This is a genomic window from Pseudoalteromonas sp. TB25 (assembly GCF_000497995.1).
Taxonomy (GTDB): domain Bacteria; phylum Pseudomonadota; class Gammaproteobacteria; order Enterobacterales; family Alteromonadaceae; genus Pseudoalteromonas; species Pseudoalteromonas distincta.
Map to the genome: position 1 here is coordinate 1 of NZ_AUTI01000289.1, position 20,042 is coordinate 20,042.

Consider the following 20,042-nt stretch of genomic DNA (forward strand, 5'->3'; position numbering starts at 1 on the left):
GGTAACGATCGGCTGAGCGTTTAAATATTTCATCCGACACAGTCATTTCTGCCGTGTAATCGGTAGAAGCAACCCATAAGCGTAAAATGTCAGCACCTAGTTTATTCATCACATTTTGCGGAGAGATAACATTACCTAGTGACTTAGACATTTTACGGCTGTTTTCATCAACGGTAAAACCATGCGTAAGCACTTGCTTATATGGTGCATGACCATTAATAGCAACTGATGTCATCATTGATGACATAAACCAACCACGGTGCTGATCAGAACCTTCAAGGTATAAGTCAGCTGGACCAACCAAGTCTTCACGTGCATCTACTACACAAGCGTGTGACACACCTGAGTCAAACCATACATCTAGCGTATCTTGCACTTTCATGTATTGCTTGGCGTCTTCTTCACCAAGTAAAGTAGCTGGTTCTAAATCGTACCATGCTTGTATACCAGACTTTTCAACAAGCTCTGCTGCTTGAGCAATTAACTCTTGTGTATTTGGGTGAAGTGCACCGGTGTCTTTATCAACGAACAATGCAATAGGAACGCCCCAAGTACGCTGGCGAGAAATACACCAATCTGGGCGGCTTTCAACCATGTTAGAAATACGGCTTTCGCCCCACTCTGGTAACCACTGCGTGTTTTTAATCTCAGCAAGAGAATCTTGACGTAAGTTAGCCTGATCCATACTTACAAACCACTGCGGTGTAGCACGGAAAATGATTGGTGTTTTGTGGCGCCAACAATGTGGGTAACTATGCGTAAGCGCATGGTGATGCATAAGCGCACCACGCTCTTTTAACACTTCAATTACGCTCGCATTCGCCTTAAATACGTGCTGACCTGCAAAAAGTTCGGTATCTGGTAAATAAACACCATTTGCACCAACAGGGTTAGCCACTTCAAGGTTGTAATTTAAGCCTGCCACGAAATCTTCTTGACCATGGCCTGGGGCGGTATGTACAACACCAGTACCTGAATCAGTAGTTACGTGTTCTGCAACAATCACTGGTACATTAAAATCATAAAAAGGATGGGCTACTTGCAAGTTTTCAAGCGCTGCACCTTTTACATACCCTAGTACGTGAAAGTGATTAAAACCAAAACGGTCCATAGCATCTTTAACAAGCTCAGAACCTAAAATTAGACGTTGTTGTACGCCTTCATCTTCAACCTGTACTAACGCATACTCTAAATCGGCATGCACAGCCACAGCGCGGTTTGCAGGAAGCGTCCACGGTGTTGTTGTCCAAATAACAGTACCAACACTGCCTTCACCTTTATGGCCATCAGCCAGATCAAATGCACTAACAACAGCATCTTGATCAACAAATGTAAAACGCACATCGATTGCTGGAGACTGCTTATCTTGGTATTCAACTTCTGCTTCTGCTAATGCAGAGCCACAGTCTGTACACCAATGCACAGGCTTGGCGCCTTTATGCAAATGACCTTTTTCAATAATTCGACCAAGCACACGAATTGCATTCGCTTCAAAGTCAAAGTTCATTGTTAAATATGGCTTATCCCAATCTGCAAATACGCCTAAACGTTTAAAATCAACTTTTTGACCTTCAACTTGTTTTTTAGCGTATGCACGGCATTTTTCACGAAACTCACTCGCAGTAACTTTTACACCCGGCTTGCCTACTTTTTTCTCAACCATTAACTCGATTGGTAAACCATGACAATCCCAACCTGGAACTAATGGTGAATCAAAGTCAGATAATGTTTTAGACTTAACAATAATATCTTTTAATATTTTATTAACTGAGTGGCCTAAATGGATATCGCCATTTGCATACGGAGGGCCGTCATGCAAAATAAAGGTTTTTTTACCTTTCTTAGCGCTGCGAATTTGACCATAAAGGTCGTCCTCATACCATGCTTTAAGCATTTTTGGTTCACGTTGTGCCAAATTGCCACGCATTGGAAACGGTGTTTCCGGTAAGTTCAAAGTATGTTTATAGTCGCTCATTTATCCTACATTCCGTCTCTATCGGCTACCTGATTTAAACCAAAACACTGCTTAGCGGCAGCAACATCAGTTGCTATTTGCGCCGTTAATTGTGTTAATGTCTCGAATTTTTTCTCATCGCGAAGTTTTTCTATTAACTCCACATGCATAAATTGTCCGTAAATATCCTGTGCAAAATCAAAAAGGTGAACTTCTAATAATGCACGAGTTCCATTAAATGTCGGCTTATTACCTACATTTGCAACTCCAAAAATCTGTTTTCCTGCAATCGTTGCTTGCACTGCAAACACTCCGTTGACAGGACACACTTGGCGTTTTAGGGCTATATTTGCCGTTCTAAAACCGAGTTCACGTCCTCTTTTCCAGCCATGTATAACACGCCCAGAAATAGCATAATCGTGACCAAGCATTATTTTAGCACTCGCTAAGTCACCGGATGCTAAAGCATCTCGTATTAAAGTGCTGCTTACTCTAGCATTTAATTGACGAAAGCTCGCGGTGCTTTTTACATCCATGCCCGCTTGCTTACCCATGCTAGCAAGTAAGTGAAAGTTACCTTGGCGTTGCTTTCCAAACTTAAAATCATCACCAACAGTAAGTGCTTTAACACCTAACTTTTTAATCAAAATCTCATTAACGAATTGCTCAGCATGCATGTTTGCAAATTGCTGATTAAAGCTAATGCAAATAACTCGCTCAATACCTAAATCACTCAATAAACGTAACTTATCTCGTAAGCGCGTTAACCGTGCAGGGGCATTGTTTTTAGCAAAAAACTCTTGTGGCTGGGGTTCAAACAGCATTACAGTGCTAGGCAAACTATGCGCTTTAGCATCGCTAAGTAAACCTTTTAATACTTCTGCGTGGCCTAAATGAACGCCGTCAAAATTACCAATAGTTAACACACAACCAAAATGGTGTGGGCGAATATTGTGTATACCTCTAATTAACTCCATGCCACCTAATGCCTTGTTTAGCGAGCTATTAATTACGGCTAAAAAATGATTAAAGCCGCAGAGTTGCCGATTATAATCTTTTTTTTAGTTTGATTCAGTAATTGCTACACTTTTTATCGTATTTAGTCTAACGCCCATCACAAATAGCATTGCAAAGTAGCTAATACCTGCCAAAGCCACTAGCGCTACTAATAATATTACTTGCTGTGTAAAGGCCCATGTAGCCCAATAATAGTAACTGCTCACAAACCATGTGACAGCTCCCATAAAAATACTTGCAACAACACATTTAAGTGTAAAACGCATACTCATTGATGAGAACTGGTATACATTTTCTTTTTTAAGCTGTCTGTATAATAAAAATGCATTGCAGCTAGCCGATAACGAAGTAGCAAGTGCCAACCCTAAATAACCAATGAAAGGAGCCAGCATAATGTTAAACACCATATTAAGTACTAAGGTAATAATACCAATACGCACCGGTGTTTTTGTATCTTGACGAGCATAAAAGCCAGGAGCGAGTACTTTTATTAGCATAAAGCTTACAAGACCGACCGAATATGCGACTACGCCTAAGCTTACAGCTTTGACATGATCAATACTGTCTTCTTTAAATGCACCGTGGTCGAACAACACGGTAATAATAAGTGGGCTGATGATCATCAAACCTACCATTGCTGGTAGGCCTAAAAATATAACAAAACGAACTCCCCAATCGAGAGTATGCTGAAAGTCGCTACTTTTTTTACTGCTATGTAGTTTAGAAAGCGCCGGTAAAATAACCGTCGCAATACCAATACCAAATAATCCCAGCGGAAATTCAATTAAGCGGTCTGAATAATAAAGCCACGCAATTGAACCCGTCATCAGTAATGACGCAATCATGGTATCGAGCAACAGATTAATTTGACTAATAGAGACACCAAACAAAGCCGGTAGCATAAGTTTTCGTACTTTTTTTACGTTTTCGTCTTGCCATGCCCAGCGCGGACGCGCCAACATTTTAGCGCGATACAAGAACGGTAGTTGAAATAGTAGCTGCACTACACCACCGACAAATACACCTATGGCAAGTGCATAAGCACCTACTGAAAATTTATCATGTAAAAAAATTGCACACGTAATAATAGAAACATTAAGCAAAACTGGTGTAAATGCAGCAACAGCGAAACGGTTATACACATTCATAACCGCACCACTAAGTGCAACTAAGCTTACAAAAAATAAATAAGGGAATGTAAGTTTAAGTAGTGAACTTGCAAGTTCAAATTTTTCGGCATTAGGTCCGCCTTGCCACCAATCTATAAACCAACCGGTACCAAATAATGCTGCAATAACAGGGGAAGCAACAACACCTATAATAGTGACAATTAGCAAAATGGTTCCTAAGGTGCCTGCTGCTTGTGCAACAAAAAGTCTGACTTTGTCGTCTCCTTGCTGTTCTTTAATTTCACTTAGCACAGGTACGAATGCTTGTGCGAAGGCACCTTCTGCAAATAAACGGCGTAAAAAATTAGGAATACGGTTAGCAAATAAAAAAACATCAGCCGCTGCACTTGCGCCTAATAAATTGGCAACGACAGCATCTCGAACGAGCCCTAAAATACGCGATATCATAGTCATACAACTAACAATCATACCAGAGCGAAATAAACCTTTTGACACCTTAAACCTACTCAAAAATCCTCAAGATAGGCGATTATGCCACAGCCTTTTTTATAAATCGCTTTAAAGCACTAGGCTGGGGGTCTGTGCTTTGTTACAATGTCTATATTAACTGCTAAAGCGGCAAATTGATGCTCGTTATATGGTGCAGTTTTTCTTGGATTGTTAAATTTAAATTGACATCCATGATAGAAACAGGCATATTCCACGGCCTTTAATTTAAGCTTTATTTTAAGATTGTTAGGAGCAAACCTTGGCTAACATCAAGTCTGCAAAAAAACGCGCTATCACAAGCGAAAAAAACCGTCAGCACAACGCAAGCCGTCGTTCAATGATGCGCACTTACTTCAAAAAAGTAATTGTTGCTATTGAAGCGGGCGATAAAGAAGCTGCACAGCAAGCTTTTTCTGTTGCTACACCTATCCTAGACCGTTACGCAACTAAGGGTCTAATTCACAAAAACAAAGCAGCTCGTCATAAGAGCCGTATAGCAGCTAAGATTAAAGCTCTATAATTTGTTTTTGATAGAATATAAAAAACCGGCTTTTGCCGGTTTTTTTTTATCTAAGATTTAAACTCGTACTTTAATAACAGTCGACATAAATATTTAAACAGATTAGTGTCATACATTTTCCAAGTCTGGATAAAACTTCTTAAGCATTGCCGCTATTTTTTTAGGTGTAAACGGCTTCACTACAAATCCTTTAGCGCCTTTATCAATTGCATCCTTAACATTTTCAATACCTGAATGTGCAGATACCATTACAACATTTGTCTCAGGGCTTAATTCATTGATTTGTGCAATCAAATCTTTGCCATCGCCGTCCGGCAGTTCTATGTCTAAAAAAATGATATTATAATTTGCAGCCTGGCACTCACTAATACATTGTGAGGCAGTAGATGCTTCCTTTACGTTATCTATCCCTAAGTGCATGAGCGTTTGGCTCAAAAAACTACGCACTGTGCTAACGTCATCTACAATTAAAATTGATAGCTGCGTATTCATCTTTATTCCTCGTAGGCTATAAGCTAACTTTAAGTTATCATAATAATTAGCTTAGTATATAAATTTGCTCATTTAATTATAGAGACCTACGGAAAAAAGGCCAGATTTGCTTTATGTCTAAAACCCCAAATAAACAGTCGTTGCTAGGTAAAGCACCAACAAGAAAAAAAACAGCGCAAAAAAGAAAGCCGCAACGCCCTACTCAGCGCTCTATACCCGTAGAGGAAAAAACAAACATAAACAATGGCACTAGCCAAAAAACAAAGTCAAAAAAGGGGCTATTTATATCTCTGGCCATTGTTATTGTAATAATTTTAGCTTTTCCAAAACCAACCTTGCTCACCTATAAAAAATTAGGGATGGTAAGTGAAAGTGTTTACTGGCCTGGACTTTTAGGTTACGGAGCTACTTTAATTGATTCCAACTTGCATCCCAACTATGATTCTAGCCGTGAATCCCTTTATTTATGCAGTGATTTACAAAAACCACAGAGCTGTCAAAAGTATCAAGTAATTGCTGACAATGGTTTGTTTTCGGCAATTGGCAGTTACTTTTAGCATTAAAAAAACTAATCTGAAAATTTAAAATTACTTGGTTGAAAGGTGTGCAAAAGATCAACATAATGGCGCTCCTTTTTTCAACAACTGAACTATTGAAACGACCATGCTAAACGAGCTAGATTGGCTTTTAAATACTACACTACTTGCACTAGGTTTAGGTGCATTCTTTATTAACCAGATAACACTGCTGCGCGTTGCCGCCATTAGTGCATGTGGTTTATTGTTCTTATCATTTAGCCTAGATCTTATGTCGTCGAGCGTTATTTCAAATATGAGTTTAGTGTTGATCAACACTTTTTACTTGTTTAAAGTTTATACATTCGGGCAATTTAATGTAACCCAAAGTTAACAACTTTTCCTTAGAATATTTAATAGCCCAGCATTGCTGGGCTTTTTTATTGCGAATTTTTAAAATATTAGAAACACGTTGCATCAGGACAATATTAAACGCCACTAAAGCACCACTACAATAATGGTGCTGAGCATGTACTGTTGAGAGAAACGAGAAGAAAGACGAAAACCGAAAATACCTAATAAGCTAGGTTAATCTGCTATTGTTAATTCACTTTGGGTTTGTGTTTTAGATGGACTATCTTCAGCGTTAGCCTGATTAAACCAAGCTGAAACACCTAGCACGATAATTGAAATAACAACGAGGCTTAATTTAGCCCCACTTTGACTGGATTTCATAACACCCTCTTTATATTTTTATTAGTGAGAACATCTTTTACACTAATGAAAATTACAAATGTTAACAAGCTGTTTTTTAAACTAATTAGCTATCAGCTAATAACCTTTTGTTCTATCCACTGAATTATTGAGTGCTAAGCCCTTATTCAAACGTTCAATATTATCGGCTATTTGGTCTATAACGCTATTTAAATCAGATAGCGCTGCACAATGTGGTGTAAGTGTTATTTTGGGATTTCCCCAGTAAGGGTGGTTCTGCGTTAAAGGTTCTTGGTCAAAAACATCCAAGGTAGCAGCGCGTAAGCTATCGCTATTTAATGCATTTAATAAATCTTGCTCAACCACATGAGCGCCACGTGCCACATTAATAACAACAGCATGTGAAGGTAGCTTAGCGAGCATTGAGTGATTAATAATGCCTGTAGTTGCTTGCGTAAGGGGTAATAGACATACAAGGTAGTCAACGTCAGAAAGCATATCGCTAAGTCCTTCATCGCCATAATAAACCTCGACATTAGTCGTGTTTTTATTACTTTGCGCCCAGGCACTTACTTTAAAACCATTAGTTACAAGTTTTTGCGCACATGCTTTACCTAATTCGCCAAATCCAAGTATACCAACATGTTTATTACTAAAAGCTCGTTTTGGCTTCCATGTTTGCTGTGTTTGTTTAGTGTAATACTCTTTTAAGCGTAATTTTTGAGCTAAGACATGTGTAAGTACATATTCCGCCATATCTTCAGCTAGTTGCATGTCAACAATACGTACTACTTCGACACTTTCGTCGAGTAATGTTAAATCGATACTGTCTACGCCTGCACCAAATGACGACACAGCTTTTAAGTTAGGCAGCTGCGGCCACAGAGACTCAGGAGCATTCCACGCAAGTACAAAATCCACATTATTTGCGTTTTTGCAATCAGGCCATTGCTCTATCAATGTATTTGGTAATCGCTCTTGTAACTTCGTTATTAGCTTTTCGTTGTTGCGCCCCGTTATAGCCACCAATACCGACATAAATTCTCCTAGCAATTCACAGTTTATAATTTAGTACTTTAAAAAGTCACACTACTGCAAAGTAACTGTCACACCCTTTTTTTAATCTTACATGTATAGCGAATAGACCAAACGGAATATGAGGTTAATATGATAAGTGTTGATAAAGTAATTGCAGCAAACTTACCACAACTAGAGAACTCTCCAAAAGTAAAAGGTTTAGTAAAAAAGGGCTTAGGTTACTTATTGCATGAACAAGAGTTTATCACCTTTGGTAATACGTACCCTCACCTACAAGGATTAGAATTTGTTGAGCAAGTACTTGATGAACTCAATTTTGATACGCGCTATAAACCTAAGCAGATAGAACATATTCCTAACGAGGGTAAACTTGTTATTGTTGCTAACCACCCTATTGGTTCACTAGATGCTTTAGCACTTATCAAAGTACTCTCTACAGTAAGGCAGGATTTAAAAGTAGTCGCAAACCGCATGTTAATGTCGGTCAGCGCAATGCATTCTCTTTTACTCCCTGTTGATAACTTATCTGGTATGAGTAAAAAGCAAGAGCTTAGTAATATACAAAACCATTTAAAAGGTGGAGGTGCCTTACTTATATTTCCTGCAGGGGAAGTGTCGCGCCTAGGACCAACCGGTATTAAGGATTGCAAATGGAATAGCGGTTTTTTACGTATGGCAAAAAAAGCCAACTGCCCCATTTTACCTATTTTTATTAAAGCCAAAAATAGTCCGCTTTTTTATGGTACATCAATGATTTATAAACCTTTGGCAAGTTTACTATTAGTGGCCGAAATGTTTAAGCAGCGCCAAAAATCTTTAGAGTTTGAAATTGGTGCTTCTATCCCTCCTGAGTCCTACTTGATAGAAAACCTTAAAGATAAAGAAATTGTAAACCTCATACGTAAGCAGCTTTATAGGCTTACAACTAAAAAAACACTGCCGCTAAAAACACAAACACCTATTGCTGTGCCCGAGTGTAGAAAAGAACTAAAAAGAGCAATTGAGCAATGTCAGCTTCTGGGTAAAACACACGATGGCATGCACATTCATTTATATCAATATGTAGGTAGTTCACCTATTTTTAGAGAGTTGGGACGCCTCAGAGAAATTGCATTTAGAGCAGTAGGTGAAGGAAGCGGTAAGCGTCGTGATATAGATAAATACGATATGGATTACCAACACCTTGTACTGTGGGACCCTATGCAGCTAGAGCTAGTAGGTGCTTATCGATTAGCCTGCGCACAACAGATAATACAAAAACATGGACGTGAAGGTTTATATACCGATAGTTTATTTTCTTACACCGACGCTATGACGCCCTATCTGCACCAAGGTATTGAGCTTGGTCGAAGTTTTGTACAACCTAAGTATTGGGGACGTAAGAGTCTCGACTATTTATGGTACGGTATTGGTGCTTTTATAAAAAACTACCCACAGTATAGATATTTATTTGGGGCTGTAAGCGTGTCCAACGCTCTACCTGAGCAAGCCAAAGCCATGCTCGTTTATTACTATCAACATTATTATAAAAGCAGTATAGAACTAGCTACGCCTAATAATGAGCTTAAATTAACTGAGCAACAGCTAACTCAATGCAATATTCTTTTTAATGGAAACGATGTTAAAGAAGATTTTGTAGAGTTAAAACATGTGTTAGCTAATATGGGCGCTCAAGTCCCTACTTTATTTAAACAATATACTGAGCTTTGCAACCCTGGCGGTGTACAATTTTTAAGCTTTAGCATTGATCCCGATTTTAATAATTGTATTGATGGATTGGTATTAGTCGATCTTAAAAGTGTGAAAGAAAACAAAGCTAAACGTTATTTAGAATAACTATTGATAAGTAAAGTCAGTGCACCGAGTATTTTATGCATTATAAAATACTCGGTTTATATTTCATTATACAAACCGACTCAATCGCACTTAAGTCTTCCAATACTTTTTTAAGTGTCGGCTGTTTTAATTATTTTTTGAACCCTGCTAAAAACATATTTTCTTGTTTATTAAGGCCCTTGGTTAAACACGAGATTATGGCAAGGCAGTGCCTGCCTTAATATATTCATGTGACTGTTAATTAAATAAATATGTCAATCTTTACAAAAGCATAACGACACTAAAATTAATCTAAATCAATAAAATATTTTATAAGCTTCAAATGCTTTTTAAACTTTGATCTAGAACAGGTTTTCATATTTATTGCTCGGTAATAATAGCGCCAATCAAACAGTAGTTCTTGGAGAACAACATGAAAACTCAAATTAGCATCGCATTATTAACCTCTTTATTAGCACTCTCTCCAGCTGCACACGCTAACTTTAGCGTAAATGTTGGCGCTATTAACGTAAACCCTGATAACAGTAGCTCAGCGATTAATGAAGCACCTACGCTAGGCCTTAAAGGTGATTCAGATACTCAACTAGGTATCACCGTAGATTATGCATTTAACGATCAATGGGTGTTAGAGCTGATAGCAGCAACACCGTTTTCACACGATGTAAATGGCGCAGACGGCTTAGCAGGCAACAAAATTGCAGATATAAAACAACTTCCACCGTCATTGGTTGCACAATACCACTTTTTAGATACAAGCTATGCGCTAAGACCTTTTATAGGCGTAGGCATAAACTACACTACATTTTTTGATGAGCAACCCTCTCAAGCACTTAAAGCAACACTAGGAACAGACGATGTAGAAGTAAAGTTAGATGATTCGTTTGGCTTTATGGCTCAGGTAGGTGCTAACTATAAAATTGATAAAAACTGGGGTTTACACGCTATGGTATCAATTATGGATATTGATACCGATGCCACTGTTTATGCTAATGGTGCAAAATCGCTTACATCAACTGTTGAGCTTGACCCTGTTGTGGCTATGTTTGGTGTTAGGTACAGCTTTTAAAGCATATATGAAGTAGTACATAGTTACCCAATTACAATGTGTGTTAAAAGGCCGAAAGGCCTTTTTTCTCATTTGTAGGGTATTAGCGATTTGGCAGGTTACTTAACTTTTTCTGCTCTAACATTTCTTTCCAGTGCATTACTTCACTTGGCAATATAGGTGTTTGCCCATCAAAACCAGCAACTTCAAGCATTTCTTCAATACTTATAATACCCTTTTTACTTTTAAATACACCGCGTACATAAGCAATAGCATGTAAGCCTCGCTCTGAGTGAAACTTTTGCTCAATATAAAAGTATTTATGATCCCAGCCAACTAACTTAGTACTTATTGTATATCGCTGCATAGGTTTAATATCGCGGATATAAGTAATAGCAGTTGCGTTAACAATCGGAAACCAACGACGCTTCATTATTTGCTTTAGTAAGCCAACACGCTCCGTCATCCACGTGCGAGATAAATCCATCATCGCAAGATAGCGTGAGTTCGTTAAATGTAGATTAATATCACAATCAGTCGGCAAAGCTTTGTAATCAATATCTACTGTATCAAGTAGATTTTGATATTGCTTATTGCGTTTAATTTTGAAAAATAATAATAAAAGTCGAATATATAAGTTCACAATAAAGGTCTTACCAGTTAAATTTATTCGAGTGTAGCATAGCCCCTTGCGAAGACGAATATTCTACTTTAATCTTAAATCATTATTACAATAAAAAAGATAGCTAATGAAATCAAAACTAAAAATTATCGCTGCACTGGCCCTATTAGTCCCTAGCTACAATGCTTTTGCCGATTTCTCGTTACCAGGTAAAGGCTCAGTAACTTACCCTACCGGTGTAGTTAAAGAATTTAAATTTGGTTTTGAATGGCAGCAAAAAGCTGAGAAATTCACTATTGGATCTAAAAGTTACAATATGGAGCAAATTCCTAGCTCTTACTCTGTCGCCATCACGCTTTCAAAAGATGACAGCCAAGTATGGGTTCAAGAATTTAATAACGGGTTTATTGAGGAGTTTGAATGGCAAATTGGCGAACATACAGTCACTCTAAAAAAGCAGCAGTTTAGCGATCCGGTAAAAGGTGACTATGTTATTGAGCTAAATGGCCGTAGCTATTTTTTCACTCGTAATAACGCCAGTATCGTAATGAACTTTAACGAAGAAGGTATTGAGACGATTGCAATTGATGGGGTAACAAAAAATATGGGCACTAAAAATTAGTCCCCATATTTTAATTTCTTTAAGTCAATTACACTTTTACTGTTTTTCGATTAATCCCGTAATCACGTAACTTATTAGCTACAGCGGTGTGACTTAGGCCCAATCGCTTAGCTAACTGACGTGAGCTTGGGTAAGCAGGGTAGAGTTTGCGAAGTAAAGTCGCTTCAAAACGTTTAACAGCTTGATCTAGTGAGCCTTCAAAATCAGACTCTAAATACCCTAAATCATGAGTAAAAGTTGGTAACTGCAAATGCTCTACGCGAAGCTCGCTATCATCTAGTAACGACACTGCACGGTAAATTGCATTTTCCAGCTGACGTACATTTCCAGGCCAGGGATACTCTTGTAAAAAGCTTAAACACTCTTGTGATAAAACAGGAATTGCATGACCATTTTGTTGCGCATATTTTTGAATAAAATGCTCTGCAAGTGGTCCTACATCTGCTTTTCTATCTCTTAGTGGCGCTATTTCTAAAGTAAGCACGTTTATACGGTAATATAAGTCTTCTCTAAAAACCCCTTCTTGTACCATTGCAGGTAAGTCTTTTTGAGTAGCGGCAACAATACGTACATTTACTTTAACTTCGTTCTCATCGCCTACTTTTCTAAACGTACCATCTTGTAAAAAACGCAGTAACTTAGTTTGTAGTTGAGTCGACATTTCGCCAACTTCATCTAAAAATACAGTTCCACCATCAGCTTGCTCTAATACACCACGCTTTGGCGCTGCGTTTTCTTCGTACCCGGCATAACCAAATAATTCAGACTCAGCAACATCATCAGGAAGTGAAGCACACGACAGCGCAATAAAAGGCTTAACAGAGCGATTAGATGCGTAATGACACGCGCGAGCTAATAACTCTTTACCTGTGCCAGTTTCACCAGTAATCAAAATAGGGGCTTCTAGTTGCGCCATTTTGCGTGCTTCGCGCACAACTCGGCGCATTGCCGTACTAAAGTTATGAATAGTCGCAAAGCTTTCTTGCCCGTAGCGTCTAAATGCACTGACCTGCTGCCCTAAGCGGCTTTGCGATTTAATGTTAATAACCGCACCCGCAAGCACATCACCTTCACTACCTTGAGGGACTGCAATTGGTAAAATATCTGCAATAAAATCCTCACCCGCCACTTCAACGCGTGTGGTTTGCCCGAGCACTTCTTTACCTTCTAGCCAACGTGTAAAGTTAAACCCTTTAAGTAAGTTATTAATATTTGCACCAATAACTTCTTTTTCAATTAACTGTAGGTCCTTACATGCTGCATCGTTGCATAAGCGTACCCAACCTTTAGCATCAATAGAGATAACGCCATCAGGCAATGCACGTAGCAAAGTATTTAATTCGTTGTGTTCACGCTCAGATGGTAAAAATGCAGTGGTACGCACGTCATGTACGCCGTCGATTAAACGTATCGATGGCATAATTTTTTGAAATTGTTCAAATTCTATTTCGGGAAAACTAACGTACATACGACAATTTACAGAATCGACTTCGATTCCTTTTAAATCAACGCTGTAGTTAACTAATATATTAAGGATTTCTTGAGCAATACCAATTCGATCAGCACAGTGAATATCTAGACGCATACATCCTCAAAGAAGGAAAAACTATATTAGCCGAATAATACGCTAAGTCGCTTTGAGAAGGTAGCTTATTGTAAACATTTTTGGACGAAACAGACTGCGAAAGCGATAAGTTGAAATGCAATTAAACGAAGAAAAACAGCACTGATATTTAACTATACCAGTGCTGTTTGTTAAATCTTATTATGTGACTACTTACCTTGTGGGTAAGCAGACCAATCACCACCATCTAATTGTATAAGTGGTCTTTGGTTAACATACATCATTATTGTGCCTTCGTTTTCAGCAACCTTAGGTGCTGTGGGTAGGTTTTCAAGCAAATTAGCAACACTATTATTCCCACCAAATACATCAGTTTGCAGCGCCTTACTTACCAGCTCTGAAAGCGCAAAGTAACTTGTTGAATCATCAACCACAATTTGCGAATAGTTTTGTACGTCTGGGCCTATAAATTTAATTGCTACAGGTACCGACACAATTGCTGGGCTTGGGATTTCACGTAAACCTGCAAACTGTACTTTGTCACCTTTTAAATTAGCGCCGTGTTCAGGCACTATCATTAACATAACGTTGCGACCGCGTTTTTCTAATTTTTTTACAAATTGGTTAATATCAGCAAACAAGTTTTTATGTCTGATTGGGTATGTCTCTTTACTATTAACCCTTGGTTGATTCTCTAGCTGATTACCATCATGTAAACTTGTGGTGTTGTAGTACATCGCACACGGCTTACAATCTTCAGCTTGCTCTAACCAACCATCCAGCACAGCTTCATCTGAGTAAATAGGACTATTATCAAAGCCTCGTAGCGCCACTGGCATTGAATCTATATTAAATGGCGTACTATCTAGGCCACCGTACTTATTTATTAAACCTTTAAACTCATCAAAATGTCCGTCGTGATTCATCACAACATTGTTTTGATAACCTAGTTTCTCTAGGTTTTTAAACAAGTGACATTGTTCAGGTGCCTCTTTAAATAATGCTGTTTGACTCGTTTGCCCACAACTAGCGCGCAGCAGTCTTACCGCAGCGGGTCCACTGTATGACGTAGCCGAGTTAAAGTCTGAAAACACCACATCAAAGTCTTTATACATATCAGTAACACTTACACCAATAGCATTTAAATCAGCAACAGCCATTGAGCATATGTTCAAAATAATTAAATCAAACAGCTCACCATTCACTTGGTTTGGAAAGTGGCTCATTAGTAAGCTTTGTTGTTGGTAAAAATCAGCTAATTTTTGATCAGGAGATTGCGCTGCCTGAGTGATCACTTGCGTTTGAGGATTACTCTGATTTTGAGTAACCGGTTCAGGGTTTGCCACATTATTAACGAATTGTGATTGAGAGTTATCTCCTTGCCACCCTACAATTAACAGCCCAACAATAGTCACAGTGGTAAAGCGTATCCATTGCGATGTATACCAAAAACACACACTAATTACGAACAAAGCCAACAACATATCAACGCTAATAACTCGGGTTAATAGCTCGATAAAGTAACCAAAACTAAAATCTTGAACGTTACCTGCTTGTTTAGTCAACCTGTTTATTGGTGGCAACCATGAGTCTTGATAAAGTAATACCACTGCAAACACAGCACCTACTATATGTTTTGCCTTCTCTATTAATGGCTGTTTAAATTTAATCGCAAGCAATGAAGCAAAAGCGGCATTAGTTAGTACGTTAAAATCAATTGCACCGTAATAAAACAGAGCAAACTTAACTAAAAAATAAAGGTTCCAAACCCCTAAACCTGATAATTTCACTGCTTATCCTTTTTTACTGTATTTGGTGTATAAGGCTCTAGTACTTCATGTTTAAAAGTAAGCTTATAATAATATTTTGTTATTTGAGATAAAATGTATTTGCCTAGCATACAAAGCACCGCGCCAAGCACCATTGCAAGAAACACGGTAATTAAAAGCTGATTCATACTCATAAGTTATCTCTTAGTTTCATTATAAAAGGCTTAGCATCTGGGCGGCTTTTACTAGAAAATTCTGGGGTGTTAATATTTTCAGTAACGCTGTTTGCTATATCAGGTGCAAATTTATAGCTATCATTCTCAGCAAGTTTTTGCGAGAAATCTACAACACTCTTACCTTTATAAAATCGCCTTAACTGTTTACATTCTTGTTGAATGTAAAAGTGGTCAGAAATTATATTTTGCTGTACAAAAAAATCACTCGTTTTTAATTTAAACAAATGCTTAATTGCATTATCAACGTCATTTTCTCTACAAGCATGCAAATATAAATAAACTGTATTATCTGCAATGCTAAATACATCACCTTCGCGCTTAATATGAAATAAATGCAAAGGATGAATAGGGTCAATTCTTGGTAGTAGCTCAAGTTTCACTAGCACACCACTAACACCTAAATTAACGGCTGAGTCACTATGAATTTCTACTTGTTTCGTAAACTCGATGAAAGGTAAATATCCTTTCGAAAAGGTATTTTCAGTGTATTTCAAAACATCCTCAACTGAGGAAGGTAAAGGCCTTGAAAACTTAAAACCTTGAATAGATTGCACTTGTGAAAGCAAACGCGAAGGCTCTGAAAAGCTATACAAAATTAGATTTACACCCAAGGTTAAAAATAAGCACTCATCTTGATGGCGAATAACACCATCAACATTTTGAATAACAAGCTTTAACCATCGTCCGCAGTTTTTTCTAAGTTCAAAACACTGCTTACCCAATAGCGCCAAATCGGTGTAACGCGTTACTGCAAAAATTAAGGTGGCTGCTTCTACTTTTGGGCCTTTATTAAATAAATCATTATTATCTTTTACGCTTTTATAATGCATCGGTAACTTAGTACCTTCGGGCACAGCACTTGGCACAAGCCAAACATCGTCTTCATCGGCAAACTCTGACTGTTTAAGTGTTTTACTTTCGCTTGCCGTTCCAGTTTGAACAACAAACTGATTACCACTTAATAATAATTGGTAATGTTCACCAGCAATAACCCCCCTACTGTGACGCCAATAATCATATTCAAGTACTCGAACCGCAGAGTCGTTATCAACAAATACCAGCCCATCAAATACATTGTTTAATCGTCTAAATAAAAAGCGATAATTTGCAATATCAGGTCCCGAAATTAAAAATAATAATGTAGCTCCCGTACTACGAACAAAATCGTTGTACCGCCTCATCATCAGCTCTAAGCTTTTCTCGTCAGTACTGCTTAACTGTGCTGTATGAAAATGAACAAAAATAAGCGCTTTGTTTAGGCGTTTATAAGCACTTATTTCTTTTATAATACCTGAATTAATTTTCTCTATAGAATGATTCTGTGTTTCTGAGGCCAACGAAAAAGGGTGTACTCTATTATGCTTATAAGCATAATTTAACGATGCAGAAAAAGAAGAATCAAAAAATGATTCAACCTCTTGGGAAACTATATATATATCATTAACCAAGCTTTGGTTAATTGAATGTAACGCCAATTCGATTACAAAATTGTCTAAAGGGGCTAAAACAGCATAACTTGAAGCCGATTTTAACTCTTTTGCAGCAGGCTCTAATCCCGTTATGTTAAAGTTATGCACTTAAAACGCCCTATAAAAAATACTTTTTTACTAGTTTTAACCGTTATTCTATATATAATAGCCAAATATTGTCCACTTTTAATCAAAATAATTAAAGTAACTGTAAAGGGAAGAATGAATAACTTGACGCCTAAAAACTCACAAACGTTAACATCAAGTGACATAGAAAACCTTGCACTACGTTTTGGTGGAAAGAGTGATGACTACATAGAAATTGTAAACAAACAGCAAAATAATAATACAATTAATAAGTACGCATTACTTAAAGAAATAAACAACGAACTAAACACATAAGTTAGTTCAATTAAAGATAGGTAAAACTTCCGTTGCAAAGAGTTTTCGTTAAAGGTATCAAAGGCGGTTTAGGCACTACCTCTGTGGTTGCAAATTTAGCGTGCGTGCTAAAAAAGTCTGATGTTGACGTTATTGCAATCGATCTAGATGCAAAAAGTGACCTAGGTTTACATTTTGGCTTGCCATGGAAGTATACCAAAGGCTGGAGTAATGAAGCGAGCTTTGAAGATGCACTTGTGCATTTTCATCAAGATGACGATGGCATTATATTTTTACCATATGGTGACAGCACTGATACTAGCATCGATAACACCACTAAAATGGTAAATAGATGCAAAAACCTAAATTATAGCCAAGAAGCGTGGGTAATTTTTGACTGCCCTGCACATATTAACCTTCCCCACTATCCGTTAGAAAAAAACGATATTGTAATTGAACTGGTTAATTGCGACGCTATTTGTCACAGCTTAATTTATAGACGCCTACAAACACTCAAAAATTCAGATACTGATTGGAAGCATTACTTTTTAGTTAACCGCTATAATTCTGCATCTACGCTAGAATTTGACTTGTTTTCTCTTTGGCAATCTACTCTCCCTCTTATGGCTCCGTTTTTTATCAACAGTGACGAAGTTATTAAAGAGTCAACCGCATACAGAAATGTAGCGCTTAATTGCGCGCCATATAGTGTCGCAAACGATGACTTTGAAACACTAGCTGGTTGGCTAGTTAGTAAAGCGACCTTATAAAATGAGCATTACATTATTTTATCAGCGTCCTATTCACAGCACTTTATACTTGCTGCTGAGCATTTTATTTACTGATAAGTTAGTCCGGTACATTTTATTTAAGTTTCATAGCTACTTTAATCAACATAAAGTAAATGTTATTGAAGCTTTTATAATGCCTTTTATTACGCTTTTAAGCTCACTGTTTATAAATATTAAAAAGCACAAAATCAGCTTTGAATATACCCTTTATGACTACTACCCTCATTTAAGGTTGCCTTACCGAGCCTACATTTACTCAAATATATTACGCTTTATTATACAAAGTGTTTTTTTAGTGTTTTTTAAAAACCAGCTTAAATCTAGTTCTGTAAAAGAAGATGCTGTTAATTATTTTTATGACGGCGTTAGCTACCTTTTAAGGCAATTACGTTGGTTTGATTTAAAGCTAGGTAGATTATTAAAGCGCCTACTATCAAAAAACAAAAAAGGCCCTAAAAAAAGCTGTCTCTTATACACAAATCCCTGCTAAGAAATTAGCGGGGATTTTTTTGAACTAAATCTCAATGTCATGATCAGATCTTCAAATCTTGTTTGAGGGCACATTATGATTAACGAACATACTCATTGGGCAAAACAACAATTCGGTAAATCGGACTTAGGTGATCCAAGAAGAACAGCGCGTCTGGTAAAGTTAGCATCAACGCTTGCAAATGAACCAGGAAAACCACTTGTAAACATCACTCAATCCCCCGGCGATATGGAAGGTGCCTACCGCTTTATTCGCAACGAGAATATTGGCGCAACGGCTATAGCAGAGTCAGGCTTTAAAGCCACGGTTGAACAAGCAAAAAGTCATAACTTGTTGCTCGCATTAGAAGACACGACCACACTAATTTATAAACATTCCTCCATTCGAGATGATTTGGGTCATGTCGGACGAGGAGCAAAACAACGAGGCTTGTTAGCTCATAGCGTATTACTGTTTGCGCCAGACACAAAGCAAGTTGTGGGATTAATTGAACAGTCTCGCTGGAGTCGTGATATCAACACGATTGGAAAAAGAGAAAAACACGCGACGACTTCTTACGAAGAAAAAGAAAGTTACAAGTGGGAGTCAGCGTCACGAGCGATGGCAGAGCGGCTGCAAGGACAAATGGCGAACGTGATATCGGTGTGTGACCGCGAAGCGGACATCTACGAATACTTGCAGTATAAACTGACCGAGCAGCAACGATTCGTCGTACGCTCGATGCAAAGTCGTCATATTGAAGAAGGTGAGGATAAGCTCTATGCGTTTGCAAGCGAGCTGATGAGTGCAGGCACCAAACACATCCACATTGCACAAAAAGGAGGAAGAAAAGCCCGAAGCGCAACACTGGATATCACCTATGCGCCAGTGACACTCAAAGCGCCTTACAATAAGAAAGGACACTCCCTCCCAGTTTACTATGTCGGCTGTACAGAGCGAGGAAACGCTAAGAATGGCTTAAGCTGGCACCTATTAACCAGTGAACCAGTCACCAGCAAAGAAGACGCCTTAGCTATCATCACCTACTATGAGCACCGTTGGCTTGTAGAGGAATACCATAAAGTCTGGAAAAGTGATGGTACGGATATCGAAAGTTTACGCCTTCAAAGCCAAGATAACATGGAAAGATTGGTGACGATTAATGGCTTTATTGCGACGCGAATATTGCAACTAAAGTTCACCAATGAGCAGCCTGATTCTCCAAGTTGTGAACAACTGTTATCTCCCAAAGCATGGAAGTTATTGTGGTTAAAGAGAATAAAAACACCATTGCCTGAAACTGCTCCAAATATGTCATGGGCGTATCAGGAACTGGCAAAGTTAGGAGGCTGGAAAGATACCAAGCGCA

The 20,042-nt window shown here is 38.1% G+C and carries 19 protein-coding genes; 9 read left to right on the forward strand and 10 right to left on the reverse strand.

Annotated elements, in window-relative coordinates:
• The 3 genes from ileS to murJ form a co-directional block, all read right to left on the reverse strand.
• On the reverse strand, positions 1-1,975 hold a 1,975-nt coding region (ileS, locus tag L652_RS0110200), incomplete at its 3' end, for an isoleucine--tRNA ligase (RefSeq protein ID WP_024596624.1).
• A 5-nt stretch (positions 1,976-1,980) separates the two neighbouring features.
• Positions 1,981-2,931: a bifunctional riboflavin kinase/FAD synthetase gene (gene ribF / locus L652_RS0110205; protein ID WP_024596625.1), complete on the reverse strand. Its 951-nt coding sequence runs from the start codon at positions 2,929-2,931 to the stop codon at positions 1,981-1,983.
• 84 nt (positions 2,932-3,015) lie between these two features.
• Complete coding sequence (gene murJ, locus L652_RS0110210) at positions 3,016-4,596, reverse strand: murein biosynthesis integral membrane protein MurJ (protein ID WP_024596626.1); 1,581 nt, start codon at positions 4,594-4,596, stop codon at positions 3,016-3,018.
• Between the two features lie 253 nt (positions 4,597-4,849).
• Between murJ and rpsT the strand changes: the two genes are divergently transcribed.
• Positions 4,850-5,110: a 30S ribosomal protein S20 gene (rpsT, locus tag L652_RS0110215; protein ID WP_002958225.1), complete on the forward strand. Its 261-nt coding sequence runs from the start codon at positions 4,850-4,852 to the stop codon at positions 5,108-5,110.
• A 108-nt stretch (positions 5,111-5,218) separates the two neighbouring features.
• Here rpsT and L652_RS0110220 read toward each other — a convergent pair whose 3' ends face one another.
• The gene (locus L652_RS0110220; protein ID WP_002958224.1) at positions 5,219-5,602 is read right to left on the reverse strand and encodes a response regulator; all 384 of its coding nucleotides are present in this window, start codon (positions 5,600-5,602) and stop codon (positions 5,219-5,221) included.
• 113 nt (positions 5,603-5,715) lie between these two features.
• Here L652_RS0110220 and L652_RS0110225 point away from each other — a divergent pair, with 113 nt between their 5' ends.
• Positions 5,716-6,159 (forward strand): hypothetical protein, encoded by a 444-nt coding sequence (locus L652_RS0110225; RefSeq protein ID WP_024596627.1) that lies wholly within the window; start codon positions 5,716-5,718, stop codon positions 6,157-6,159.
• 106 nt (positions 6,160-6,265) lie between these two features.
• On the forward strand, positions 6,266-6,511 hold the full coding sequence (locus tag L652_RS0110230; RefSeq protein WP_002958222.1) for a hypothetical protein: 246 nt from the start codon (positions 6,266-6,268) through the stop codon (positions 6,509-6,511).
• 194 nt (positions 6,512-6,705) lie between these two features.
• Here the strand turns inward: L652_RS0110230 and L652_RS1000000125125 are convergent, their stop codons facing one another.
• Positions 6,706-6,852, reverse strand: a complete 147-nt coding sequence (locus tag L652_RS1000000125125) for a hypothetical protein (RefSeq protein WP_002958221.1) — start codon at positions 6,850-6,852, stop codon at positions 6,706-6,708.
• A 96-nt stretch (positions 6,853-6,948) separates the two neighbouring features.
• Positions 6,949-7,869: a glyoxylate/hydroxypyruvate reductase A gene (locus L652_RS0110240; protein WP_024596628.1), complete on the reverse strand. Its 921-nt coding sequence runs from the start codon at positions 7,867-7,869 to the stop codon at positions 6,949-6,951.
• 129 nt (positions 7,870-7,998) lie between these two features.
• Here L652_RS0110240 and L652_RS0110245 point away from each other — a divergent pair, with 129 nt between their 5' ends.
• A complete protein-coding gene (locus tag L652_RS0110245; protein WP_024596629.1) occupies positions 7,999-9,705 on the forward strand; it encodes a lysophospholipid acyltransferase family protein in 1,707 nt (568 codons plus the stop codon).
• 412 nt (positions 9,706-10,117) lie between these two features.
• A complete protein-coding gene (locus L652_RS0110250; RefSeq protein WP_024596630.1) occupies positions 10,118-10,771 on the forward strand; it encodes an OmpW family outer membrane protein in 654 nt (217 codons plus the stop codon).
• Positions 10,772-10,853: 82 nt separating this feature from the next.
• On the opposite strand, the gene L652_RS0110255 is transcribed toward L652_RS0110250, so the two are convergent.
• Positions 10,854-11,393: a thioesterase family protein gene (locus tag L652_RS0110255; RefSeq protein WP_024596631.1), complete on the reverse strand. Its 540-nt coding sequence runs from the start codon at positions 11,391-11,393 to the stop codon at positions 10,854-10,856.
• Positions 11,394-11,499: 106 nt separating this feature from the next.
• Here L652_RS0110255 and L652_RS0110260 point away from each other — a divergent pair, with 106 nt between their 5' ends.
• Positions 11,500-11,994 carry a hypothetical protein gene (locus L652_RS0110260; RefSeq protein ID WP_024596632.1) on the forward strand — a complete coding sequence of 165 codons (495 nt, stop codon included), beginning with the start codon at positions 11,500-11,502 and terminating at the stop codon, positions 11,992-11,994.
• Positions 11,995-12,022: 28 nt separating this feature from the next.
• Here L652_RS0110260 and tyrR read toward each other — a convergent pair whose 3' ends face one another.
• From tyrR to bcsE, 3 genes are all read right to left on the reverse strand, one after another.
• Complete coding sequence (gene tyrR / locus L652_RS0110265) at positions 12,023-13,579, reverse strand: transcriptional regulator TyrR (protein ID WP_002958215.1); 1,557 nt, start codon at positions 13,577-13,579, stop codon at positions 12,023-12,025.
• 188 nt (positions 13,580-13,767) lie between these two features.
• Positions 13,768-15,348, reverse strand: a complete 1,581-nt coding sequence (bcsG, locus tag L652_RS0110270) for a cellulose biosynthesis protein BcsG (protein WP_024596633.1) — start codon at positions 15,346-15,348, stop codon at positions 13,768-13,770.
• A 169-nt stretch (positions 15,349-15,517) separates the two neighbouring features.
• Positions 15,518-17,140, reverse strand: a complete 1,623-nt coding sequence (gene bcsE / locus L652_RS0110280; RefSeq protein WP_024596634.1) for a cellulose biosynthesis protein BcsE — start codon at positions 17,138-17,140, stop codon at positions 15,518-15,520.
• Positions 17,141-17,254: 114 nt separating this feature from the next.
• Here bcsE and bcsR point away from each other — a divergent pair, with 114 nt between their 5' ends.
• The 3 genes from bcsR to L652_RS0110300 all read left to right on the forward strand — a co-directional run.
• Positions 17,255-17,434, forward strand: a complete 180-nt coding sequence (gene bcsR / locus L652_RS0110285) for a BcsR/BcsP family cellulose biosynthesis protein (protein WP_002958211.1) — start codon at positions 17,255-17,257, stop codon at positions 17,432-17,434.
• Between the two features lie 32 nt (positions 17,435-17,466).
• On the forward strand, positions 17,467-18,183 hold the full coding sequence (gene bcsQ, locus L652_RS0110290) for a cellulose biosynthesis protein BcsQ (RefSeq protein WP_024596635.1): 717 nt from the start codon (positions 17,467-17,469) through the stop codon (positions 18,181-18,183).
• A 586-nt stretch (positions 18,184-18,769) separates the two neighbouring features.
• A partial coding sequence (locus tag L652_RS0110300) for an IS4 family transposase (RefSeq protein ID WP_024603372.1) occupies positions 18,770-20,042 on the forward strand: 1,273 nt, incomplete at its 3' end.